The organism is Colwellia sp. C1TZA3 (genome assembly GCF_007954265.1).
Taxonomy (GTDB): Bacteria; Pseudomonadota; Gammaproteobacteria; order Enterobacterales; family Alteromonadaceae; genus Cognaticolwellia.
This window is the reverse complement of record NZ_VOLS01000010.1, coordinates 60,506-85,530: the sequence shown is the minus strand read 5'-3', so window position 1 is coordinate 85,530 and position 25,025 is coordinate 60,506. Positions and strand designations below refer to the sequence as shown.

Below are 25,025 nucleotides of genomic sequence, written 5' to 3'. Positions count from 1 at the left end.
AGTTTATAGTTATTAAGACGAAGTTATTGGCCATTAAAGCTAACGATGCAGTAATTGAAAACGTTGACTCATGATTAACTTTTTTGTGTACTTGTGCTGAGGTTTTTGTAAAATATCGTTGGTTTTGCCAAACTCTAAAACCTCACCCTTGCTTAGTACCATCATCTCATCACTAAAGTGCCTGACAATACCGAGGTTATGAGAGATTAATATAAATGCTAGACCCATTTGCTGTTGTAAATCGAGCAAGAGGTTGATCATTTGTGAGCGTAAAGACGGGTCGAGTGATGCTAATGCCTCGTCGAGAATGATCACTTGTGGCTGTAATATTATCGCTCGTGCTAATGAAATACGTTGCTTTTGACCCCCTGAAAACATATGAGGATAAAAGCTCATATGCTCAGCCAACAAACCAACTTTTTGCAAGGTTTCTCGGATCAATTGGTGGCGCTCAACTTCACTTAGCTTGGTATTGAGTTGTAGGGGTTCATCTAATAATTGTTCTATCGTAAGACTGGGGTTTAAAGTTGTGCCTGAGTCTTGAAAAATCATGCGAACATGTTGACAACGTTGCTTAAAATTACCTGGTTCTAAAGTTTGACCATTTAAACGAATATGGCCAGTGGTGGGTAATTCAGCGCCAACCAGTAATTTTGCAATAGTAGACTTTCCAGAGCCTGTTTCGCCTACAATAGCGAGCGTTTTATGCGCCATAATATCAAAAGATAAAGGCTCAAGTACCGTTGTACATTTACGATTAAACCAATAGTTTTTATCTTTATAGCTTTTACTCAGGTTACTAACTTGTAATAAAACATCACTCATGAATAGTTATCCTTCAGTGGAAAATGGCAACTGACTTGATGACTATGAAAATTTTTAATTTTTGGCGCATGTACACATTTCTGTTGTGCTCGCGGGCATCTTGGTCCTAATCGACAGCCAATCGGTAAATGTTGTAAAGTAGGAATACTACCAGGCAATGTCATTAGTCGAGATTTATTTGGGATCATTCGGTTAGCCTTTGGGCTACTGTCGACCAAGGCACGGGTGTAGGGATGATAAGGTTGGTTAAAAATTTGTTCTGTGGTGCCGGCCTCAACAAATTGGCCACTATACATAACAGTAATGGTATTGGTCCAATGGGTAACATTTTCTAAATCGTGACTTATCAATAATATCGACATATTTTTCAGTTGATTCAAGCTTGCTAACAAACGAAAAATTTGGCCTTGATTAGTACTTTCCATTGAGGCAGTCGGCTCGTCAGCAATTAACAGCATAGGACGACGTGCTAAAGCCATTGCTATCATTACACGTTGGCATAACGCATCAGTAAGTTGGTGAGGAAAACTCTTCACACAGACCTCATGTTGCTTAATGCCGACTTTATGCAACAAGGTGATAGCAGCCAGTTTACGCTGTTGTCGTTTTTGCCAAAAATAACCACTTAATTGTTCAACATCTACAGCTTCTTCTAATTGCTCACCAATAGTGGTGGTTGGATCTAGACAAGCCATAGGTTCTTGGAAAATCATCGCGACGTCTTTTGATATAATTGCTTTTCTTTCTTCAGCAGACAGCCGCATTAAGTCGTTGCCGCGCCAATGAAAGCGGTCAGCATCTACTTCCCATTTTTCATCCAATACGCCGACAATAGCTTGTGCTAATAGCGATTTACCAGAGCCAGATTCGCCCACTAAACCGCGAACCTCACCTTCTTTCATGGTTAAGTTTACGCGATCGACAGCAAATATTGGCTTTGTTGAAGTTTGTAATTTTATGGAAAGGTTGCGAATATCAATTAAGTTCATTAGTTTTCCTTGCGCACTTTTAGGGCATGGCGCATGCCTTCACCGACCAAGTTTGTCGCGATAACTGAAAATAAAATAGCTAAACCAGGCAGGTAAACGGTCCAAGGAGCAATATAAAATAACTCAATGCCATTAGCTAACATTGCTCCCCATTCCGGCATAGGTATAGGGGCGCCTAAACCAAGAAAGCCTAGTGCTGCAATGTCGAGAATAGCAGCTGATTGGGCCAGTGTTGCTTGGCTAATTAACTTTTCGATAATATTAGGGAAAATAGAATAACGCAAAATTCTAACTGAACTAGCGCCGTCAAGACGTGATGCCAACACGTAGTCTTTTGCAAACTCTTCTTTGACAGCATTTCGGGTTACATGCACAAATTGTGGTATTAGCACCATAATGATGGCCCATAAGGTATTCTCTAAACCAGGACCGAGTATGGCAACAATGATGATCGCTAAAAGTAAAGAAGGAATAGATAAAATAACATCAAGAAAATGGTTAAGAAAGCTAGATTTGATACCCGTTGTTAAGGCTGATAGTGAACCGATCACAACACCAACAGCTAGTGAAGCAATAACAACAATAATACTTAAGCCAAAGGTTAATGAGGTACCATGAATTAAACGTGACAACATATCTCTACCGAGGTTGTCTGTGCCAAGCAAAAAGCTGACATCGCCATCATCACTCCATGCAGGAGGTAATAATAAGTGATCTAAATGGTTTTCCACTGAGGAATACGGCGTAATGATATTGGCTAATACTGCTAGGGCAATTAAAAATAAAAAACAGCAAAAGCCAATCATAACAACAGGAGGTTGTTTGAAGTTATGCCACAACTGCACTAGCGGGGTTGGGAACTCTTCTTCTAAGTATATTTTATCACGTGCCATGACGAGGCTCCCGAGCTAAAGGGTTAAGCGCTGCATAGACTAAATCTATAATAATGTGCACAATGAATATAAAGCTTGAAAGCACAATAAGCCCACCTTGAATTGCGGTATAGTCACGCTGATATATACTTTCGATTAACCAGCTACCGATGCCTGGCCAACTAAAAATAACTTCTGTCACCATCGCTATAGTAATGAGATTAGCAAATTGTAAACCTATATCTCTGATAACCTTAATAATAGCATTACGCATAGCATGACGATAAATAATTTGGCTAAAAGTTAAGCCTTTTGCTTTTGCCGCTTTAATGTAATGGGTGTCTAAAACTTCTAACATAGCCGAGCGTGCTAAACGCATAAAAATAGTGGCAGGGGCTAAAGCCACCACAATAACTGGTAAGATAAGGTGTCGAGTAGCATCTTGAAAAGCTTGCCATTTGTACGGACTGTCGCTGAGTAAAATATCAATTAATTGTAAACCGGTAACATGTTGAATCTCGAATAAAAGACTGATTTGTCCAGAAGAAGGGAACCAGCCTAATTGGATAGAGAACACCAATATAGCGAGTATGCCCAACCAGAAAACTGGGATTGAGTAGCCAATCATTGCAATGGTCAATATTAAGTTATCAGGCGCTTTTCGGTGGTAAATAGCGGCACAAAAGCCAACGGGAATACCGACAAACATCGCCACTAACAGAGCAACACAGGCCAATTCAACCGTTGCAGGTAAACGGTTAAGTACTTCGCTTGAAATCGGTAAGTGGCTGGTCATCGAATAACCCATGTCGCCTTGAAACAGGTGTTTTAAATAACTGACATATTGGCTCAGTAAACCAGATTGCTGTTGATATTCATCAGCTAAAACCGCTAACTGCTCTGGTGATGCACTTATTTGGCCAGTTAGGTTAATGAGTTGCTCACCAGGAAATAAAAAACTCAAACTAAATGACAACATTGTTAATAACAATAAGGTAAAAAAGAATAAACTAAAACGACGCAGAGTAAAAATTAGCATATTAGTTTTTTGTAACCCCGTTAAAATCAACGCCACCGATGGCGCGTAAGACAGTACCTTTTACACTATTATCTCGTGCTTGATATCTTTTTGAATGAGCAATGGGGATTAAAGGCACTTCTTCATTAATCAATCTCAGCGCCTTTGAATAATAGGCTTTTCGTTTATTAATGTTATTTGTTTTTAGTGCTTTTTGGATAAGCTGATCGAACCTTTTATTACACCAAAAGGTGCGATTGCTGCCAGTACTTGCTGAAGAACAGCTCAGTAATGACGAAAAAAAGTTATCGGGATCAGGGTTGTCAGCTGACCAACCTAATAGCACACTTTGATGCTCACCTTCTGAAACTTTTCGTAAAAAAGTCGACCATTCATAACCTGAGACGATATTAACCTCTACCCCTATTTTTTGTAAATCAGCCTGAATGAGTTTGGCCATTGTAATCGCATCTGGGTTATAAGACCTCTGCACCGGCATCGCCCATAAATCCATAGAAAAGCCATTACCATAACCGGCTTGTGTTAATAGTTTCTGTGCGTTGGCTATTGAATAATCTGGGCTTGTTATCGTTGCATCATAAGCCCAAGAAGAATTTGGAATAATGCCATTTGCAATTTCTGCTTGTCCGGTATAAACCGCCTCTAAAATCGCTTGCTTATTAATAGCGTAAGATAAAGCTTTGCGTACTAAAGGATTGTTAAATGGCGGCTTACGGGTATTGAAACCAAAATAACCGACATTGAAAGATATTACTGACTCTAAAATGAGATTGGGGTGTTGTTTAATTTTTTCATGTGCAATAGGGTAGGCAATTACATCACATTCACCGGCTAATAACTTAGTTAAGCGAGCTGTATCTCTTGGAGTTATATCAAAAACGAGTTGCTTAAGCTCTGACTTGCCTCGCCAATAATCTGCATGAGGTTCATAACGAATAAAAGCCCCCGAACTATACTGCTTAAACTTAAAGGGCCCGGTACCAATGGGCAGCATATCTATTTCTTGCATGGCATTAAGTTCCACTAATTCGTCGGCATACTCTTTTGATAAAATAACTGCTGAATCGCCACCAATGTTGGCGAGAAATGAACTGTCAGAATGGGAGAGTCGAAAACGAATGGTGTGATCGTTAATTTTTTCTATGTTATCAATCAAACTAGCTAACTGAGCATTTTGAAAAAATGGATATTTGCCGCCCGATATTGGGTGGTATTTGTGGGAGGCATCCAACATACGATTAAAACTAAACAGCACATCGTCAGCATTGAGCGCCCGTGTTGGCATAAAATAGCTAGTTTGATGAAATTGAATATCTTTGCGCAGATAAAAAGTTATCATTTTACCGTCACGTGTCACATGCCAAGATTTCGCAATAGCGGGCATGATCGCATTATCAACGGGGCTAAACTCAATCAAACGATTATATAACTGATGTGACGTGGCATCTATTGTTGTACCAGAAGACACCGTTTGTGGATTAAAGCTTTCAGGAGGACCTTCGCTGCAATAGATAATGCTTTTTTTGCTTAACGAAAGCGCTTCGTTTGAGTCGCAACCTGATAACACCATTATTAACAGTGTAAAGCAGTAATAGTATGTAAGTGTAGAGTAAACCATAGCTAATCTTTATTCTTCGTCTGCACTACTTGAGTCGAGTAGATTATATTTTTTTAAGTAGCCTCTTAACTGATGATAGGTTAATTCTAAGGCGTCAGCGGTTTTCTTTTGACTATATTGGCAATGCGCCAATGCCAACTTGATTAAATCGACTTCATAGTTTTTTGATAAATCTTTTAATGACAGTGGAAATTGTAAAGTTTGGGTGTTTGGTTGAATTTTTTGTTCTACTTTAATTGGCGCTTCTGTTGCAGTTTCAGTACTTTGTGCAGCTGGCGTAGCGATAATGCGATCTTGAGTTTTAATGCGTTTAGAGGGGCGATAAGGTGACTCAAATGGGTCGATGACTAATTCATGCACCGGTAAGTGTGGATTATTACAGCGATAAACACTGCGTTCGACCACATTCTTTAATTCACGAATATTACCTGGCCACTGATATTCAAGCAGAGCACGTTTTGCTTTTTCGGTAAAACCACTAAAAAGCTCAAACTCAAGTTCACGCGCCATGTTAATTGCAAAGTGTTCGGCTAATACCAGTATATCGTCTAAACGTTCGCGCAAAGGCGGCAGAGTGATCACGTCAAAGGCTAACCTATCAAGTAAATCGGCACGAAACTCACCTGCAGCCGCCATTGATGGTAAGTCTTCGTTGGTTGCGGCCACTAATCGAGCATTAGTTTTAATCGTTCTTGAGCCACCAACGCGTTCAAATTCGCCATACTCTACAACGCGTAATAACTTTTCTTGAATTAATCCGGTAGTATTGGCGATTTCGTCTAGAAATAAAGTGCCGTTATCAGCGCGTTCAAAACGTCCTTCATGACGTTTACTGGCGCCGGTAAAGGCACCACTGTCATAACCAAATAATTCACTCTCTAATAAATTTTCATTCAACGTCGCACAATTAAGTTTAAGATAATTTTGATCCCATCGTTTAGATAAATAATGTAAACGGGCCGCAACTAGCTCTTTACCTGTACCACGCTCACCAATGATCAGCACCGGCTTACTTAAAGGTGCTATCTGCGAAATTTGCTCAAGCACCTCTAAAAAATTGTTAGATTGACCAATGAGATTATCTTGTTGTTTGAAACGTGTCATGATCTGACCTAATAATTGGTTTTTTTCACTAACAAATAGTGTATTTTATTAACAGCTTAGAGAGAAGCCTTTTTTTAAATAATAATAAAGCATTATTAATCAATATATTATAGTGTTATAAAAACTTGGCGCAGAACGTGAATAGTAAAACCTAAGGCAATTAAAGTCATTTTTTGAACGAGGAAGTAAATATGGGTATTTTTTCAAGGTTTACAGATATCATTAATTCTAATATTAACAACTTATTAGACAAAGCAGAAGATCCTGCAAAAATGGTGCGCTTAATCATCCAAGAAATGGAAGACACACTAGTTGAAGTGCGTTCTTCATCAGCCAAAACCTTAGCGGATAAAAAAGAATTAGTACGCCAAGCCAATAGGTTTGAAGTGGATGCAGCACAATGGCAAGAAAAAGCAGAGCTAGCGTTAAGTAAAGGTCGTGAAGATTTAGCGCGTGCAGCCTTAATGGAAAAGAAAAAATGCCTTGAAAGTGCGGGAGGCTTGCGTGAAGAGTTAACTCACGTTGATGGCCACATTGCTAAACTGCAAAGTGAAATTTCACAGTTACAAGATAAATTAGCTGATGCTAAGTCGCGTCAAAAAGCAATTATTATGCGTGAGAAAACAGCAAATTCACGCCTAAAGGTGAAAAAGAATATTGACAGCGATCGGGTTAATGACGCGCTAAGTCGCTTCGATCGTTACGAGCGCAAAATTGATGGTATAGAAGCACAAGTCGAATCTTACGATATGGGCAGTAAGTCATTAGCTGATGAAATTGCAGAACTGGCATCAGATGAAAAAGTTGAAGATGAATTAGCACAATTAAAAGCTAAAATGAAATCAAAGACTATAAGTAAATAATAAGACATGACGAATACATGCCTTAATTAGGTGCAATTAAAGATTAGGTGCAATTAAAGGAGAAAAATTGTGGATGAGATTATCATCGCCCCAGTAATTATATTTATGGTTGTAGTAGCGCCTATTTGGCTGATATTGCACTATCGTAGTAAACGCCAAATTAGCCAAGGTTTTAGTGAAGAAGAATATATTCAACTTACCGAGTTGTCTGAACTCGCCGATAAAATGGCTGACAGAATAAAAACCTTAGAAGCTATTTTAGATGTTGAGACACCCGAGTGGAGAAACAAACTATGACCAGCAAATCCCGAGGTGAGTTATATCGAAATACGAGCCAAGGAAAGTTAGCTGGCGTCTGTGCAGGCATTGCCGATTACTTTGGCTGGGAGTCATGGTTGGTACGTATACTTGTGGTTTCTGGTGTGTTGTTAGGCATGGGTTGGTTTATTGTGATTTATATTGCCGCTTGGTTTATATTAGATAAAAAACCCATCAATTTAGGCCATACTCACCGTAATGGCCAAAGAGGTGATTTTGGGCATGGTCAAGCTAATCAGCACTCTAAGCAGCAAGTGCCAGGCCAACAAGGGTTTGATGAAGACATTACCAATGAGTCAATTAAAGTGAAATCACGAATTTGGCAAGCAGGTGAGCCACCTAAACAAGCATTTCACGATATTAGGCGCAAGTTCAAGACCTTAGAGCTGGAACTACAAGTTATTGAACGCTACGTTACCTCACCAGAATTTACGGTGTCACGAGAAATTAATCAACTATAAAAAAAGCGGCTAGGCCGCTTTTTTTATCACTGTAAACTGAATGGTAAAGCCGGTATAGCACTGTTATCTCAATGTAAAAGCCGCTAGTATCTAAGGTAATGATAGTATTGTTAAGATAAGTATTCTACCTTCAAAATATTGAAAATAAAGAGATAGCATTCAAGTATGGCATTTATTAATAAAGCTCAGTTAGATAAGTTAAAACAAAAAGCCAGTGACCTTGTTAATCGGTCTATTGATCAACATATTACCCTAGCTGTAACCGGGCTTAGTCGCAGTGGCAAGACCGCTTTTATTACTTCTTTAGTGAATCAGTTACTTAATGAAGGTAATAATTCGCAGCTCAGTTTTTTTAATGTTGTCCATCAAGGTCGTTACATTGCTGCTAAACGCGTGCCACAAAAGCATCTTCATATTGCTAGATTCGAATATGACGGTGCGCTATCAGCTTTATGTCAGTCGCCACCAAAATGGCCAAAACCTACTAACGGTATTAGCGAGTTACGCTTAGCAGTGCGTTATCAACCGAAAGACTCGTTACTAAAATATGCCACAGAGTCGGCAACACTTTATATCGATATCACCGATTACCCCGGCGAGTGGCTGCTTGACTTACCTATGTTGTCGTTAACATTTGAAGAATGGTCACAACAGACCACTGTACTGCTTAAACAGGCACCAAGAAGTGAACATGCACAGGGCTTTCTTGATAAACTGGCTGAGTTTGATGCCTTTGCTAGTGTTGACGAAGCTGTTTTAGCGCAACTATCACAAGAATATACTGACTTACTGTTACTCTTTCGTCACCAGCTTGGCTTGTCTGTTATTCAACCAGGACGTTTTATTTTGCCAGGTGAGTTAGAAGATGCGCCGATACTGCAGTTTTTTCCTTATAGCGAATTTGACGATATTGACAGTAATGACTATCAAAATGCTAAAGACGACTGTTATATCGGCATGTTGCGCGCACGATTTATTGAATATAAAGAACGTGTAGTACGGCGTTTTTATAAAGAGCACTTTATTAATTTTGATCGACAAATTGTGCTGGCTGACTGTTTAACACCATTAAATAAAGGCCCAGAAAGCTTTGTAGATTTACAGCATGCTATGGCGATGATCATGGAAAGCTTTCAATATGGGCAATCAAGTTTACTGTCGCGTTTGTTTTCGCCAAAAATTGATCGACTACTTTTTGCCGCTACTAAGGCCGACCATGTCACACCTGAGCAACATGGTAATTTAGTTTCCTTGCTCAACAAGTTAGTCTTTCAAACCAAGCAAGAGCTGAGTTTTGATGCCATCAAAATGAAAACAATCGCTATTGCCTCAGTCAAAGCAACTAAAGTGGGCAAAAGCCACTATCAAGGCCAAAATATCCCAGTTATTAAAGGTCGCCAATTAAGTAATGGCCAAATGATCACCTTATTTCCTGGTGCAGTGCCAGCGAGTATTCCAAGGCGTGATTATTGGCAAAAGCAACCCTTTAACTATATCGCTTTTTCGCCGATTGAATCGGCAAGTAGTGATGAATGTTTACCGCATCTGCGCATGGATCAAATGTTGCAGTTTTTGCTTGGAGACAAATTAAAATGACAGAAAATAAAGAAAAACATCAACAACAAATATTATTTGATGCTGATATTGCTGACCAGTCAATAACAGAAAACAATCAGCAGATTATTGTTAATGAGCAGGATTGGGTTTGTGATGAGCAAGTAGAACAAGTTGACGATAATCTTGTTATTGACGTCAAAAAACCAAGTTGGCTATGGCGTACACTAGGGCTAGTATTTGTGACTTTAGTGGGGGTTGAAGCGGTGCAGTTTTTTATTAACGGCTTTAGTCAATCGCCGATCATCGCTAGCTTATATGCTATTTTACTGGCCGGTTTATCACTTATTTGTGGCCGTAGCGTTTGGCACGAATTTGCTGGTCTGAGGCAATTTAAATATCAGCAAAATCTTAAACAACAAGCACAAGATATTATCAATGAAGCAGGTCAAGTTGATGCCACCAGCCTTTGCGATAAAATATCCAAGCGTCTACCCATTGACTTAGCTAAACTTGATCACAGTGCATGGCAAAAATTAAACCTTGAAGAGTACAACGATGTTGAAATAATACAGCTATATGCTCGTAACGTTTTATCTCAAGTGGATGAAAAGGCTTTGAAAGAAATTGCAAAATTTTCTTCAGAGTCAGTGGTTTTAGTGGCACTAAGTCCAATTGCCATTATTGATATGTTGCTAATGCTATGGCGAAATTTACGTTTAGTTAATAAAATAGCGGCCCTATATGGTTTAAAACTAAGTTACTGGAGCCGAGTCAAATTAATTAAACAAGTAATTATTAATATGGCCTATGCTGGCGCAAGCGAATTAGTGGCTGACTTAGGCGCTGACCTATTAGGTGCAGAATTGTTAGGAAAGCTATCAGCACGTATGGCACAGGGACTAGGTGCGGGCATGTTAACCGCCCGATTGGGACTTAAAGCCATGCACTTATGTCGACCAATTCCCTTTACCGAAGATGCGCCAAAGCTGAGTCATATCCGTCAAAAAATTATTAGCCAAGTGCGATCACTGGTGAAAAAAAACTAGCCAAACCACTGAAAGTAAACATTAATAATTTAACTGTATATTTAGATGTAACATAAGTTTTACAGCTTTATTGTTCTGGTGAAAAAATAGCCACTTTGAAAGTCGTGCTTTTTATATTGATGTTGCCTTATTATTATGAGAACTAAGATAGTTTTAAATATCAAGATAAAGTTCACAACAACATTAATAATAAAATTGATATTCACTCAATAAGGTTAAAAAAATGGCGAGTAAGTACGTTTCTAAGGTTGCAGATGAACATGGCAACATTGCATGGTCAGCGGCAGAAAACCAAATTTGGCAGGCGTTAATTACGCGACAACTTTCAACAGTAGAAAATACCGCATGTGATGAATTTATTGCCGGCTTAAGTAAGTTAAATCTGCCACTTGACCGTATCCCACAATTAGAAGAAGTGAGTACGGTATTAAGAGCTGAAACGGGTTGGAGCTGCGAGCCCGTGCCAGCACTTATTGGCTTTGGTGAGTTTTTCCGCTTACTATCAGAAAAGAAATTCCCCGTTGCGACATTCATTCGCTCCGAGGAAGAGTTTGATTATTTACAAGAGCCTGATATATTTCATGAAATATATGGTCACTGCGCTTTACTAACTAACGAGTCGTTTGCTAATTATACCCAAGCATATGGCATGATGGGCTTAAACGCTTCAAAGGAAGACCGTGTATTTTTAGCACGGCTTTACTGGTTTACTGTAGAGTTTGGCTTACTTGATACTCCTAAAGGGTTACGTGTATACGGTGGCGGTATTTTGTCTTCTCCAACTGAAACAGAATATGCACTACATGATAAAAATGCTGAAAGAAAACCACTCGATGTTTTAGATGTTTTACGGACACAATATCGCATTGACATTTTGCAACCTGTTTATTTTATGCTCACCAAGGTCAGTGATCTCGATGAAGTACGAAAATTAACCGTAGAAGATATTATGGTGTTGGTAGAACAAGCGAAAAAAATAGGCCTACATCCAGCTAAATTTGAATTAAAAACAACCTCAAAAGTAAGTTAAAGGAATTTTTATGATCGGCGAATTATCAAATCAACAATGTGAAGCATGTCAAGTAGATGCACCCAAGGTTAGCGATGACGAATTAGCAAGCTTACTGGCTCAAATACCTGATTGGGTACCTGAAGTAAATAACGGTATTATGATGTTGGAGCGTGTTTATAAATTTAAAAACTATAAATTAGCATGGGCTTTTGCAAATAAAGTGTCTGAATTAGCAGAAAAAGAATTTCACCATCCGGCCATTTTATTAGAGTGGGGCAAAGTAAAAGTGACTTGGTGGAGCCATGCTATTAAAGGGCTGCATAAGAATGACTTTATTTGTGCGGCCAAAACTGATCAGCTTTTGTAACCTGATAAAAGACAATAATATCAAGCCTCCTATTAAAGGGGGCTTTTTTTTGTTGTAAAAAATAGTTTACAATGGTGATATTGGATTTTGTTGTTTGCTTGAGGTTATTAGATGCGTTTAGAAATTGGTTGCAAGGACCGAGTGGGTATTGCGCAAAGTGTATTAGCAATATTTGTTGAACGTGGGATCGACCTACGTGGTATCGAGTTAAAACAACCAGGGAAAATTTTTATTAACATCCCTGATTTAGAGTTTTCAGAGCTGCAAAGTTTTATGCCGCAATTGCGATTGATAGATGGTGTTATTGATGTTAAAACAACACCTTATATGCCATCTGAACGTGAAAGAAATGAATTTGAAACCTTAGTTAAAACCTTTCCAGACCCTTTTATCTCCATTGACAATCATGGCCAAATTCGTGTGGTTAATAATATTGCGGCGCAAATAATGTGTAGTTCGCTTGAGCATATTATTGGCGAGCATGTTGGGCAATGGCTAAAAGGTTTTAATTTTACCCGTTGGTTAGACAGTACAGAAGTACTGGCGCAAACTCGCCGTGTTAAATTTCAAGAAGACGATTTTGTCGCTGATATTATCCCTATTCATATCGCTGAAGGTGATGGAAGGCAAGTACTTGCGGGTGCAGTATTAATATTAAAATCAGAAGCCAGATTAGGCCAACAAATTAGTGCCTTTAAAAAGGCCAATGAAAATGATTTTACCGGCATTCAATCTAACAGTAGCTCAATGCGTAAATTGATACGCGAAGCAAAGCGCATGGCCCTGCTTGACTCTTCTATGTTGGTTGTCGGTGAGACAGGATCAGGTAAAGAGTTATTAGCACGGGCTTGTCACGCGGCCAGTGATCGCACAGATAAGCCCTTTATGACCTTAAGTTGTGCTGCACTACCTGACGATGCAGCGGAAACCGAATTATTTGGCTCTGGCGCTGCAGGAGAAGCAAGAAGTAAAAAAGGTATATTCGAATCAGCGGATGGCGGCACAATATTTCTTGATGAAGTCGGTGAAATGTCAGCTAAGTTACAAACTAAAGTATTGCGGGTAATTCAAGACGGCACCTTTAGGCGCATTGATGACGAAAAAGAAATTAAAGTTAATGTCCGTATTATCGGATCAACAAACCGAGACTTACTTAATATGGTTTCTCTTGGCGAATTTAGAGAAGACCTATATTATCGTTTAAATGTTTTGGGGCTTAATATTCCATCGTTACGTGAGCGACGTGCAGATATTGTGCCTTTAGCGGAACTTTTTGTCGCTAAATTTGGTCAACGTGTTGGTAAGACCCACGTTTCTTTTGATAAAGAATGCCTTGAATTTATTGAGCACTACCCCTGGCCTGGGAATGTTAGGCAACTGGAGAATGTGCTGATTCGAGCGGTATCGTTAATTGACGGCAATATAATCACAACCTCGCACTTGCATTTACCCGCATATACGCGAGAGCATGGTTATCTTGAGCAAGATTTCGAAGGTACTTTGGATGCGGCAGTGAAAAATTTTGAAGCTGATTTACTGCGTAAACTTTATCCTGCTTATCCAAGTACGCGACAATTGGCCAAAAAATTAGGGCTTAGTCACACCGCCATCGCCAACAAATTACGTGACTACGATATTAATAAGAAAACTGTTAAAATTTAACGCTAACTTGCCAATACTGGTTTCACTGTAAAGTTATTTGAGTATTAGATATGAAATTATATGGTTATTGGCGGTCATCTGCTGCGTATAGAGTAAGAATTGCTATGCATCTAAAAGGCTTGGAGTTTGAATCAATTCCAGTGCATTTAGTTAAAGACGGTGGAGAGCAGCATAAAGAAGCTTACACTGAATTAAATTCGACACATTTAGTACCCACTTTAATTGATGAAGATGTTGCTTTGCATCAATCGATTGCTATCATTGAGTACCTAGATGATAAATATCCGTTGGTGGCTATTTATCCTAAAAACATGGTGGCAAAAGCAAAAGTAAAAGCACTTGCGCTTGATTTTGCCTGTGAAATACATCCAGTTAATAATTTACGCGTACAGCAATACCTAGTTAACAATTTTTCACTGCAAGAAAGTGATAAACTTATTTGGAGTCATCATTGGATGAAGGTAGGTTTCTCTGCTGTTGAGCAGCAATTAACAGTAAACTCAGGAAAATATTGTTTTGGTGATAACATTACTATGGCTGATATTTGTTTAGTGCCTCAAGTATATAATGCCTATCGATTTAATCTTAATATGAGTGAATATCCAAATATTTGTCGGGTGGCTGAAAATTGTAATCAACATGCGGCCTTTATTGCCGCTTTGCCTGAGAATCAGGCAGATGCACAGTAACGTGCGATATTACTGAAAATTTAAATACGAAAATTTATCATTTACTAGGTCATTACTTAAACCAATTCATTAATACAATGGGTATTACATAAATTTAAGGTTACTATGTCAACTAAAAATACTGAACAAAAACAAACGCCTTGGGCTATTATTGCAGTAATTATTGCTGCCATCATTGCCTTTGTTATCTATTTCTACGTAATTGCAGGCGATGAAAATAACAATAGTGATACCATCGCTACTACCGCCGTTGTACCCGCTAAAATACCAGAAGTTGAGCCTGAAATTACGCCTGAGTTAATTGCACCTGAAGGTGCCACAGAGCAGGTTGAAGAAAACACCATGGAGCTTGAGCCTGAAATTTTACTGCCGACATTAGATGAAAGTGACACTTGGTTCAGTACTAAATTGCCCACGTTAACTTGGCGCAAAGAATTACTAAAACTGGTCGTTACAGAAGATATTATCCGCCGATTTGTGGTATTTACTGATAACTTTAGCCAAGGTAGCTTAGCCTATGAGCACACCCCCTTAATTATACCTAATGCAAAATTTACCGCACTAGAAGAAGCCACAGACAAGGGTATTAAATTGCAGTGGGATGAAAGTAGCACTCGTCGTTTTAGTAACTATGTTGATCTTTTACGCTCAATGGACAGTGAAGCACTAGTGCAATGGTATGTTGAATTGAAGCCACTAATTGATCAAGCTTATGGCGAGTTAGGTTACCCTGAACAAGATTTTACTGAGGTATTACACAACGCAATAACCAAGGTTTTAGATATGGAAATTCCTAAAAATCAACCTGAGTTAGAACGCCTTAGCGTTATGTATAAATATAAAGATCAATCGTTAGAATCTTTAGATGATGCAGAGAAACTATTGTTAAGATTAGGTAAAGAAAACTTACTTGTTATCAAGTCAGTGTTGTTAGAAATTAATGAAAAGTTAGCAAGAGCGCGTTAAGCATTAGATGAATAAGTTAACAACGCCGACTTTACCTGAGTGTATAGCAACCCGCGATTATGGCCTTTTAAGAAGATTCGCAAGTCAAGCGATGGCGAGTTGTGGCTGGAAAATTACCGGAGAGTTGCCACAGCAGCCAAAGTTTATTATTGCGGTGGCACCTCATACCTCAAATTGGGATTTTTTTGTCGGTATCGCTGTTATGTTTTCATTAAACCTTAAGCTGTCATTTCTTGCTAAGGGCAGTATCTTTCGTTGGCCAATAAAATCGTTTTTGACTGCCATTGGTGGTATTGGTGTTGAGCGCAACCATAGCCATGGCGTTGTCGGGCAAATCGTCGAAGAATTTAAAAGTAATGAGCAGTTTATTTTAGCGATTGCACCGGAAGGTACTCGTAGTAAAACCACCGAGTGGAGAACTGGATTTTTGCATATCGCCAAAAAAGCTAATGTACCGGTTATCCCCTTAAGTTTTGATTTTATTAAAAAGGAAGTACGATTTCATCCCGCAGTTGTTATAACCGGTGATATAAATCAGGAGTTAGTCGAATTTAAGCAAGTATTTGCTGATGTTTGTGCAAAAAATCCGCAAGCAGTCTGAATTTAGCAACTAGGGCTTGCAACTAAGCTATTGATTAGCCATACTCTGCGGCGCGTTAAAGAGATTCTTTTAACGCCTCTATGGTGACCCTTTTGGTCCCTCCGCAATGATACTCTGTGAACTCGGCCAGGTCCGGAAGGAAGCAACCGCAGCAGACGACTTATGTGCCGGAGTGTGGCTATTAGGGTTGCCACCAATCTTTTATTATCAATTATTATATAAAAAAATCTAATCCTATAATTGGTACCATAAAAAACTTAGCTAAAATTCATCATTTTTATTCTGGTAATAGTATTTGTTATTATCGAAATAACGCCGTTTGGACATTGTTTAGAATAGCTTATAAAAAGCAGCTTTAATTAGCTATCAACGATTATGTATTTTGTTCCCATTCGCACCAACACAGCATCATGTCGCTAAACACTTTATTATACCAATCCCATTAAGTTATTACTCACTTGTACTAGTTAAAATAGCTCAAGGCTGTGTTGCTCTCACTCCCAATAGCCAGCTATTGCTCAATCGAGCGCCTTACCTTGAGTTATTTTTCCTGCGCACAACAAGATCACAAACTTAATGGAACTGGTATTATTCATCAAAATTAATACATAATTTAGGTGTGATAACAGGCAGTATTGCAGCCAAATGACCTCGCATCGAAGTAGAATTCTTTATCCAAAATCATCTAAATATCAAAATGGACAGCAATGGAGAGGTTATTTTTTATGATAATACCTAAAGCTTTTGATATCAGCAGACTGCACATTTCAGATTACTCTATTAGACTACTCTATTAGATAAGTCCTTAGTAATTACAACTAATTAAAGTTTTTTTACCCAAATAAGACATTAATAAATTTACTGCTAACACAAACCTTAAATATCTTTATCTTCACTGCTAAAACCTCTTTTAAAAATCGCTGCTATACTTCAAAACGTAGTAGGCATAGTTGTGGGTTTTCAGCCTATTTTTTATTAGTTATACGCTAGTTGAAAATAGCAATTTTATACATCCTATTTTAGGTGGAGCAAATGATGATCAGACACTTTTACGTTATAGCAGAAATTGATGAAGTTGAAAAAGTTGAAAAAGACCTTAAGTTACAAGGCTTTACTGACCCACAAATTCATGTGCTCAGTGAAAATGATACTGAAGTTGAAACCCATAATTTACATGCAGTAGAATCAGTATTGAAAAAAAATGTAGTCCATTCAACAAAAATTGGCGCTATCTATGGCATTATCGGCGCTATCATAACTCTCTTCATTGCCTATGGTATGGGCTGGACAGAATCTACTGTGGGTTGGATACCCTTTGTTTTTTTGTCTATTATTGTACTTGGCTTTTGTACTTGGGAGGGTGGACTTATCGGCATCCAAACACCTAATGTTAATTTCGTACAGTTTAAGGAAATGCTGGATGAAGGTAAGCATATTTTGTTTGTCGACGTAGGCCTTGAACAAGAAATAGCAATAGCTTCAGTGATGAAGATGCATCCAAATGTTCAAATTGCAGGGATAGGGAAAGGAACTCCTCATTGGGTGGTAAGAGCCCAAGATAAATTTAAACTGTTTATGAAAGTTATGCCTTAACTTCGCGAATAATGATATTACTAACTGACGATAAGAGGGAGGTTTTTATGTTTTTCCAGCCAACAAGAAGACATTTTAGCTGGAATGAGTAGTGTTTCAAGTCAAGTAAATAAGGCTATAAAGTTACCTTGTGAGGTAATATATCAATCAAATAGCAACTTGCTGTAAATTTAGATAACTTGCACCAAAGCTATAAATATAACCAATTTAATAGCAAAGAAAGTGTTACCCACATCAGTAAAATCAACGGAATACCAATACGTATAAAGTCAGAGAACTTATAGCCACCGGCATTCATCACCAATAAGTTGGTTTTATAAGCCATAGGTGTGGCATAGCTTAAGTTAGCACCGAATAATACCGCTAAGATAAATGGCTCAGGTGAAAGGTTTAATTGGCTAGCCACGGAAATAGCAATAGGTGTACCAATAACAGCGGCAGCATTGTTAGAAACAATATTAGTTAATATGGCTAATAACAACATTAACGCCGCTAAAATTCCTCCTGGTGGCAAACCAAACGATAAAACGACAAAAACCTGAGCTATATATTCCGCGCCTCCCGTTGTCATCATGGCAGAGCCCAAAGCTAAAGATGCGGCGACAATTAAAATAACTTGAGTACTAAGCGCCGACGCGGCTTCTTGCCAATTTAAGCATTTAGTCACTAATAGTATCAAGACACCACAAACCGAACTAATTTCAATAGGTAAAATACCTAGGGCTGATGATACAACCACAGCAAGTAATGTGCTTAAAGCCAATGGCGCTTTTTTTGTTTGTGGCAACGCTTCTGCACCATCGATTATTAATAGACCAGGTTTAGATTTTAATAAACTTATTTGCTCGGTTTCTCCTTGCACGAGTAATACATCGCCGATCTGCAAGCGGGTATTTCCTATGCTATTACGACCGATTTCCATGGCTTTACCTGCTCTATGCAATGCAACAACTGTTATAGCGTGTTTATTAATGAAGTTTGCTTGTTGTAAGGTTCTGCCTTCAACACCAGAGCCTGCGATGATGACAATTTCAGCCAATGTTTTTTTTTCGGCTTTTAAGGGATGCTCATCATCAACTTTATGCAGGCCAGAAAACAAGGTTGCTCCTAATATCGTCTCATATTCTTTTAGGCGGTCTGGGTAATCATGAACTTTTAACCGATCACCAACGACCAGCAAAGTATCAGGTAAAGGAATAATATTTCGGTTTTCGGGCCCTCGCTGGATACTCTCTATTTTTATTTGGCCATCGGTTAAGGCAATTATTTCGGTAATAGTTTTTTCGTTAACCGCGCTTTCTGCGTTTATATTGAGGTAAGCACTAAATATACGTGGCGAGGTATCAGGCATTGATGGTGATCTACGCGGTAAAAGTTTTGGCGCCCTGGCCATAAGTAGAGTAAAGCGACGACTGAAGCCATAAGGGCTGGCTTAGCAAAGTCAAATAAGCCAAACTCAGTTGCCCCCATATTTTTTGCAATACTAACCACGAGTAAGTTTGTTGAGGTGCCTATCGTCGTTGCCATTCCGCCAACTAAGGTGGCTAATCCCATCGGTAACAACATGGGTGATGAGTCTGTTTTAGTGCGTAATGATACACTGATCAAAATGGGCAGTAATAAAACCACGACAGGGGTATTATTTATAAAGGCACTTAATCCTCCGGCTAAAATAAGGGTGATCAATAAAGATAAAGCTGGACTTATTTTCCACAACTTGGCCAGGTATCGGCCAATAGGTTCTAGGGCGCCTGTGCGGACAATGCCATGGCCAATAATCATCAAGGAACAGACTGTAACCAAAGCCTCATGGCCAAAACCAAAGAACAAGGAGCTTGGCTCAAAGTGCTTGCCATCGCTATAAAATGGAAAGATAGCAAACATCACACTTAAAATTGCTATAACAGCAAGTGAGGAGGTTTCCAAGGGAGTATCTTCTCGACGAAATAAATATAATGCCAGTACAGTTATCAATAAAACCGCTAAGGCATGATTATTAGGAAGCTCTGGAATGTTCAAAGGCTTTACCAAGTTGATTTAATTGTTTAGCTTTTATAACTAGCCCTAATTTAGTGGTATTTTATCATTTAGTCATTAACATACTAAGTATGTTCTTTCATAAATTCTAAAGATTTTGCTACTGCCGCTTTGACATTGTTTTCCATTTCAAGACGTTCAGATGCCGGTAAATAAAAGGCCATGTCAACTTCATGACGGATGTAACGGGTGGGTAATTGGTTTAATACCACGCAAAATAAGTCTGCTATAAATTCAAAATCATAGGCCTCTTCTAACTTTAAAGCAGCAAAGTGTTGAGGCACTAATTTTTCATAGTAGTTGTGAATATCATCATAAATTTTCATGTAGGCGACGCTTAATTTAATGGTTATATTTTCAAGCGTAATGCTAGCACAATGAAAACACCAACTTTTTTATGTCTTTAGACTGAATTTTATTAAAAAAATTCAGTGTAGTAGTTATTGGTTAAAACTTTTCAGCTTGGGTTATTTCACGTTCTAATTTAGATATGGCTTGACGACATCGACCAAGACGTTGGTGTAGCGCAAGAATTTCTTCAGTAAATTGCTTTGTTTGTGTCGCTGATGTGTTGTGGCCTTGTCGTTCACGCACTTGGATCATTTCTATTAATCGGCGTTCAAATTCAAAGGTTTCATTGAGTTTTTTATGTAAGTTGTGGCTCGATTGCATCACCGCTTGAGCCGCTTTTTTATAGCGACGGGCTTTTATGGCAACAAGCCTTTGAGTTGGCTCTTTATGTAGCGCACTATTTGAGTTTAATGCGTTACGTAACGCCGAAATTTGCTGTTCTAGTATTAGTAAACGGCTGTGTGCGAGTGCATTCTTGTTAGCAGATAGTAATCGAGACAATTCATTAGTTTTATTTTTTACTTCAACGATATAAGGGTGAAACTGATCGCTATGGGTGAGGAATAATGCTTCAGAAAAAATATCATTTTCTTGAATTATCTTATGCGATTTAGAATGCTTATTTTGTTGATCAACTTGCAGAGCTTGCTCGTCAAGTTGATCGAGAATGGCGTGGATTTTATTAATTGCACTTTGCATAAGTAACCTTTTTTAGCTCAGCCAAGCTTGGTAGCCCAAGTTAACAGACATTATAATGACCACAGTAATAAATACTGGGCGGATAAACTTACTGCCAAATTTAATCGCCCAATGAGCGCCTACCCATGCACCTAGCATCATAAATATTCCCATAGAAATACCTAAAACAAAGTTAACATGGCCAAGGTAGATAAAAGTTAACAAGCTAAAAAAGTTACTAACAAAATTGGTAGACCGCGCCAAGCCAGAACTTAAAAGAATATTGATCTTATATAACGCATTAGACGAGCTTACCCAAAATGCGCCTGTACCAGGGCCTGCAAGGCCATCATAAAATCCTAAAATTAAACCTTGCACAACTTGTTTGCATTTAATCGACATGGTTTTTAATGGCAAACCATGTATTTCACTAGTGACTACGCTTGAAAGTAAGGTATATATCGCGGTCATAATTATTAGCACAGGGATGTATTTATCTAAAAATTCTACGGATAAAAAGTTAACCATTATAGTGCCTAAAATAGCGCCAATGGCGGTAGTAATAATAGCAAGTCGCCAATATTTAGGGTTAAAAAGTCTTTTGCGATAGAAAGCAAATGATGCAGTGAATGAACCAAAAGACGCCGCGAGCTTATTTGTACCCAACGCAACATGTGGCGGCAAGCCTGACGTTAGTAGCGTTGGAACGGTGAGCATGCCACCACCACCGGCGATGGCATCAATTAGCCCTGCGACAAAGCCGACACTACATAAGGTTATCCATAAACTCATGTCTAGGACGGGATCACTGATCATAGGATTTATTGCGTATAAAATTTAGCATTAACTATACCACAGTGAAACCTTGATTTGATTGCCATTTATTCTTCAATTTTCTAAGTGTGCAGTCAGTTTTTAGTTAATGCGTAGTCATTAAACCTAACTTAGATATTTTTAGTATGCCGTTAAGGATCTGGGGTACTAATAATTTCGATACTGTTATAACTTTAAATATTAATAACTCGCCTAATATAATTAGTAATGCAATAGAACCTCAGCATTTTCTTAGCTCACCTACAAAACAAATATTAATAAAAACAAGAAAATGTCTCATTTTATTTACAAAGAATAGTGTTTTCTTAAGTGTTTGTAATAATTTGCTTATGCTAATTTTTTGGTTATTTTTTATATTATAAAAAATTATTTTTTTAAAACACTAGTTCTCGTTAAATGAGGTGATTAAATTTTATCCATTGTTTTATATGGTTTAATTTTAATGTGGCAGTAGGGGGTTGTGATGTATTCGTGTTTATTTATATAAGTTCACTCTGTATGGCATTTTATTTTTTTTAGTGGTTACTATGCGGTTTTTTTGCTGCGTTCACTTATTAACCTAATCTAAAGTTATTAAAACGTAACTGGTTTGTATTGACCCAGTAACTAAATTACAACAATATTGTATTGACCTGTTAACTTTATTGTAACATTATTAAGTCAATGTCTTAGTAGACAAGTCAGGTTTATGACCAGAAGAGTAAATTAGGTCTATGACTAAAGAGCAAAAATAATTCAAAAATAGGCAACATAGCCTTGAATTTAAACACTAACATCACGAAAGTGGTCCAGGGAGTATTTATGTATAACAATAGCAAAGTAGCTAAAGCAGTACGCATCGCCATGATGTTTGGTGCCGGTGCAGCCGCAGCAATTTCAGCACCAGCATTTGCAGCTGAAGATGAAGCTGGAGAAATGAAGGATGTTGAAAGAATTTCTGTAACAGGTTCTCGTATTAAACGCACAGATTTAGAAGGTTCCATTCCAGTTACTGTCATTGATCGTGCTGCAATTGATTTTTCAGGTCAAACCTCTGTTTCAGATTTATTACGTAACACTAGCTTCAATGCTGCCGGTTCTTTCCGTCCACAATCTGGTAGTTCTGCACAGGGCGTTTCACAAGTAAACTTGCGTGGCCTAGGTGCTGAGCGCTCATTGATTTTGGTTGATGGTCGTCGTTTACCTAAATCACCTTCAACAGGTAACGCTCAAGATTTGAACTCAATCCCGATGGCCGCTATCGAGCGTATTGAAATTTTGTCTGACGGTGCCTCAGCTGTATACGGTTCTGATGCTATCGCTGGTGTAATTAACGTTATTACTAGAAAAGACTTTAACGGTGTTGAGTTACGTCTTGGCGCTTCAGAAATAAGCTTACCATCTGATGGTGGAGAGCGAGAAGAAGGTTCAGCTGTATTTGGTGCTTCTAACGATAGGTCTTCTGTTATCGCTGGTGTTTCTTGGAACAGCCGTGACATTATTTTTGAACATGATTACCCATGGGTCTCACCAGGCGCATCAAGCTTTGGTGTAAACGTGAAAAAAGATGCTGGTTATAAATCTATTATTTCACAAGCTGAATGTGATGGCTTAGAAAATTTCAACTTTGGCTCTGCTGGCAACTGTGGTTATAATTTTAATGCGACTAACGCCAACGAAGCTTCAACTGCTAACCAATCAGCTTTCTTAAAAGCTGATTATGAAATTAACGATGATTGGAGACTTTTTTCTCATACTTTGATTTCAAAAACTAAATCATTTGGTCGTTATGCGCCTTCGTTAAATGATGCTGGTGATGCAGCATATTTATCTGATGATAGTCCAAATAACCCATACAATCCTAATAGTGCTTTTTATGACGCTGCATATGCTGCTGAACTAGAAGCTAGACGTGAAGCAGATCGTGCCGAAGATCTTGCTAACGGTGATGATCCACGAGATCCAGAATTAGCTCAAATTCGTCACCGTTTTGCTGCTTTAGGAAACCGTGATAACGAAATTGATAACTGGTCAACTGATTTTATGATCGGTGTCGAAGGCGAGATCGGTGGTTTTGCTGTTGATTTTGGCGCACGTAAAAACAAAACTAAAACTTATGGTATTGGTCGTAACTATTTAATGGGTAGTAATGCTCGTACTGCAATGGATAGTGGTGCATACATGCTAAACGACCCGTTTGGTGATCGTTTTACAACTGATGCAGCAAGAAGCGACTACGACTCTCTTTTAAGTGGCCTTAAAGTAACTACTGCACGTATCGGCACTTTTGAGCAAGAAGAGGTTTTTGGTTCTGTTGCATTTGACGTGATGGAAATGCAAGGTGGCACATTACAAGCTGTTGTAGGTGCTGAATACCGTAAAGAAGACTACTCTGATACTTATGATTCATTATCGGAAGCGGGTCAAGTTGGTGGTTCTTCAGGTAACAGTGCTGGTGGTGGTCGTAACGTTAAAGGTGCTTTTTTTGAAGCGTTATTTCCAGTAATGGACGGTTTAGAGTTTACTGTAGCGGGCCGTTATGATAAATATTCTGATTACGGTAGTGACTTCTCACCTAAAGTTTCTTTAAAATATGATGTCATGGACGGATTAGTATTTCGTGCATCATACGGTGAAGGTTTCCGCGCACCCACATTGGATATTCTAACGGCTAAGCCAGCTCCGGATAACCCAAGTGTTTCAGATGCTCCATCTTGTTTAAACTTTGGAGAAGCAGCTGACTGTGACGTACAAGTAAATGCGATTACCTTAGCTAATAAAAAGATGGGTTCTGAGTCATCGGAGCAGCTGTCTTTAGGCTTAGCTTATCAACCTTCGGATTGGTTAAACTTTTCAGCTGACTATTATCAGATTGAAATTTCTAATATGATCCGTTTCTTTGGTGCGGATACTATTCTGACTCGTGAACAAACAGGCGACCCAATTCCAGCAGGTTTAGGTGTTGAACGTTTAAGTAACGGTGGTATTCAACTAATTACCCAAGGTTACGCTAATGAAGGCAAATGGGAAATCAGTGGTCTTGACTTAAACGTGAATACTACTTTTGATTTTAACGATGCGGGTATGTTAAAGCAATCATTACAATTTAGTCACCAGTTTGATAGTAAAATTGATGGTGGTCGCAACACAATTAAAGATACAGGCGAGCCGCAACAACGTGCTACTTTGACTAACAGCTACACTTGGAAAAACTTAGATCTGACATGGAATATGAACATGATTGGTTCTCAATATGAAGATGTGACACAAGTAGCTGACGGTAGCGTAGAGCGTACTGGTAACATTGCAACCTGGATCACACATGACCTTCAAGCAACATATAGCTTTGATACAGGCACTAAAATATCTTTTGGTATGCAAAATGCATTTGAAAAGGAACCACAGTTAAGTAGTTTCAGTGGTCGTAACTATAACTTTAATCTTTATGATGCATATGGTCGTATTACTTATTTACGTCTAGCTCAATCGTTCTAAAGTACAATATAAGTTAAGTTAAGTTAAGTTAAAAGGTGGGTTTATACCCGCCTTTTTTATATTGGATAA

The 25,025-nt window shown here is 38.5% G+C and carries 24 protein-coding genes and 1 other RNA gene; 14 read left to right on the top strand and 11 right to left on the bottom strand.

From position 1 onward, the window contains the following. Positions 1–39: 39 nt before the first annotated feature. From ESZ39_RS05005 to pspF, 6 genes are read right to left on the bottom strand one after another with little or no spacing between them, the layout of a single operon-like run. A complete protein-coding gene (locus tag ESZ39_RS05005; RefSeq protein WP_146878682.1) occupies positions 40–825 on the bottom strand; it encodes an ATP-binding cassette domain-containing protein in 786 nt (261 codons plus the stop codon). Continuing rightward, on the bottom strand, positions 822–1,814 hold the full coding sequence (locus ESZ39_RS05000) for an oligopeptide/dipeptide ABC transporter ATP-binding protein (protein ID WP_146878681.1): 993 nt from the start codon (positions 1,812–1,814) through the stop codon (positions 822–824). The genes ESZ39_RS05005 and ESZ39_RS05000 overlap by 4 nt, the downstream gene beginning before the upstream one ends. Next, positions 1,814–2,707, bottom strand: a complete 894-nt coding sequence (locus ESZ39_RS04995) for an ABC transporter permease subunit (RefSeq protein ID WP_146878680.1) — start codon at positions 2,705–2,707, stop codon at positions 1,814–1,816. The genes ESZ39_RS05000 and ESZ39_RS04995 overlap by 1 nt, the downstream gene beginning before the upstream one ends. Further along, positions 2,697–3,725, bottom strand: a complete 1,029-nt coding sequence (locus ESZ39_RS04990) for an ABC transporter permease (protein WP_146878679.1) — start codon at positions 3,723–3,725, stop codon at positions 2,697–2,699. Before ESZ39_RS04990 ends, ESZ39_RS04995 begins: the two co-directional genes overlap by 11 nt. Before the next feature lies 1 nt (position 3,726). Continuing rightward, positions 3,727–5,343, bottom strand: coding sequence for an ABC transporter substrate-binding protein (locus ESZ39_RS04985; protein WP_146878678.1), 1,617 nt, complete (start codon positions 5,341–5,343; stop codon positions 3,727–3,729). 9 nt (positions 5,344–5,352) lie between these two features. Further along, positions 5,353–6,447 (bottom strand): phage shock protein operon transcriptional activator, encoded by a 1,095-nt coding sequence (pspF, locus tag ESZ39_RS04980; protein ID WP_146878677.1) that lies wholly within the window; start codon positions 6,445–6,447, stop codon positions 5,353–5,355. 191 nt (positions 6,448–6,638) lie between these two features. Between pspF and pspA the strand changes: the two genes are divergently transcribed. The 13 genes from pspA to ESZ39_RS04915 all read left to right on the top strand — a co-directional run bounded on the left by pspA (position 6,639) and on the right by ESZ39_RS04915 (position 17,582). Continuing rightward, positions 6,639–7,310, top strand: a complete 672-nt coding sequence (gene pspA / locus ESZ39_RS04975) for a phage shock protein PspA (RefSeq protein ID WP_146878676.1) — start codon at positions 6,639–6,641, stop codon at positions 7,308–7,310. A 69-nt stretch (positions 7,311–7,379) separates the two neighbouring features. Beyond that, a complete protein-coding gene (gene pspB / locus ESZ39_RS04970) occupies positions 7,380–7,607 on the top strand; it encodes an envelope stress response membrane protein PspB (protein ID WP_146878675.1) in 228 nt (75 codons plus the stop codon). Then, positions 7,604–8,089 carry an envelope stress response membrane protein PspC gene (gene pspC / locus ESZ39_RS04965; protein WP_146878674.1) on the top strand — a complete coding sequence of 162 codons (486 nt, stop codon included), beginning with the start codon at positions 7,604–7,606 and terminating at the stop codon, positions 8,087–8,089. Before pspB ends, pspC begins: the two co-directional genes overlap by 4 nt. Before the next feature lie 165 nt (positions 8,090–8,254). After that, positions 8,255–9,685, top strand: coding sequence for a YcjX family protein (locus ESZ39_RS04960; RefSeq protein ID WP_146878673.1), 1,431 nt, complete (start codon positions 8,255–8,257; stop codon positions 9,683–9,685). Continuing rightward, positions 9,682–10,692, top strand: coding sequence for a YcjF family protein (locus ESZ39_RS04955; RefSeq protein WP_146878672.1), 1,011 nt, complete (start codon positions 9,682–9,684; stop codon positions 10,690–10,692). The genes ESZ39_RS04960 and ESZ39_RS04955 overlap by 4 nt, the downstream gene beginning before the upstream one ends. 223 nt (positions 10,693–10,915) lie before the next feature. Beyond that, on the top strand, positions 10,916–11,722 hold the full coding sequence (gene phhA, locus ESZ39_RS04950) for a phenylalanine 4-monooxygenase (RefSeq protein WP_146878671.1): 807 nt from the start codon (positions 10,916–10,918) through the stop codon (positions 11,720–11,722). A 13-nt stretch (positions 11,723–11,735) separates the two neighbouring features. Continuing rightward, positions 11,736–12,071, top strand: a complete 336-nt coding sequence (locus tag ESZ39_RS04945) for a 4a-hydroxytetrahydrobiopterin dehydratase (RefSeq protein ID WP_146878694.1) — start codon at positions 11,736–11,738, stop codon at positions 12,069–12,071. Positions 12,072–12,182: 111 nt separating this feature from the next. Then, on the top strand, positions 12,183–13,733 hold the full coding sequence (gene tyrR / locus ESZ39_RS04940) for a transcriptional regulator TyrR (protein WP_146878670.1): 1,551 nt from the start codon (positions 12,183–12,185) through the stop codon (positions 13,731–13,733). Between the two features lie 50 nt (positions 13,734–13,783). Continuing rightward, positions 13,784–14,422 carry a maleylacetoacetate isomerase gene (maiA, locus tag ESZ39_RS04935; RefSeq protein WP_146878669.1) on the top strand — a complete coding sequence of 213 codons (639 nt, stop codon included), beginning with the start codon at positions 13,784–13,786 and terminating at the stop codon, positions 14,420–14,422. A 105-nt stretch (positions 14,423–14,527) separates the two neighbouring features. After that, complete coding sequence (locus ESZ39_RS04930) at positions 14,528–15,388, top strand: DUF3014 domain-containing protein (RefSeq protein WP_146878668.1); 861 nt, start codon at positions 14,528–14,530, stop codon at positions 15,386–15,388. Positions 15,389–15,395: 7 nt separating this feature from the next. Next, positions 15,396–15,989 (top strand): 1-acyl-sn-glycerol-3-phosphate acyltransferase, encoded by a 594-nt coding sequence (locus tag ESZ39_RS04925; protein ID WP_223270240.1) that lies wholly within the window; start codon positions 15,396–15,398, stop codon positions 15,987–15,989. Between the two features lie 90 nt (positions 15,990–16,079). Then, positions 16,080–16,176: signal recognition particle sRNA small type (gene ffs, locus ESZ39_RS04920), an RNA gene on the top strand. 848 nt (positions 16,177–17,024) lie between these two features. After that, the gene (locus tag ESZ39_RS04915; RefSeq protein WP_146878692.1) at positions 17,025–17,582 is read left to right on the top strand and encodes an NAD/FAD-utilizing enzyme; all 558 of its coding nucleotides are present in this window, start codon (positions 17,025–17,027) and stop codon (positions 17,580–17,582) included. A gap of 190 nt (positions 17,583–17,772) precedes the next feature. On the opposite strand, the gene ESZ39_RS17945 is transcribed toward ESZ39_RS04915, so the two are convergent. The 5 genes from ESZ39_RS17945 to ESZ39_RS04895 form a co-directional block, all read right to left on the bottom strand. Beyond that, entirely contained in the window at positions 17,773–18,933 is a 1,161-nt protein-coding gene (locus tag ESZ39_RS17945) for an SLC13 family permease (protein ID WP_223270239.1), read from the bottom strand. Then, entirely contained in the window at positions 18,888–19,601 is a 714-nt protein-coding gene (locus ESZ39_RS17940) for an SLC13 family permease (protein WP_223270238.1), read from the bottom strand. The genes ESZ39_RS17945 and ESZ39_RS17940 overlap by 46 nt, the downstream gene beginning before the upstream one ends. Positions 19,602–19,684: 83 nt before the next feature. Next, the gene (locus ESZ39_RS04905) at positions 19,685–19,945 is read right to left on the bottom strand and encodes a late competence development ComFB family protein (RefSeq protein ID WP_146878667.1); all 261 of its coding nucleotides are present in this window, start codon (positions 19,943–19,945) and stop codon (positions 19,685–19,687) included. A 121-nt stretch (positions 19,946–20,066) separates the two neighbouring features. Continuing rightward, positions 20,067–20,669 (bottom strand): primosomal replication protein PriC, encoded by a 603-nt coding sequence (gene priC / locus ESZ39_RS04900; RefSeq protein ID WP_146878666.1) that lies wholly within the window; start codon positions 20,667–20,669, stop codon positions 20,067–20,069. Positions 20,670–20,681: 12 nt separating this feature from the next. Next, complete coding sequence (locus ESZ39_RS04895; RefSeq protein WP_146878691.1) at positions 20,682–21,461, bottom strand: TSUP family transporter; 780 nt, start codon at positions 21,459–21,461, stop codon at positions 20,682–20,684. Between the two features lie 822 nt (positions 21,462–22,283). On the opposite strand from ESZ39_RS04895, the gene ESZ39_RS04890 reads away from it, so the two are divergent. Further along, positions 22,284–24,956: a TonB-dependent receptor plug domain-containing protein gene (locus ESZ39_RS04890; RefSeq protein ID WP_146878665.1), complete on the top strand. Its 2,673-nt coding sequence runs from the start codon at positions 22,284–22,286 to the stop codon at positions 24,954–24,956. The last annotated feature ends 69 nt before the right edge of the window (positions 24,957–25,025 follow it).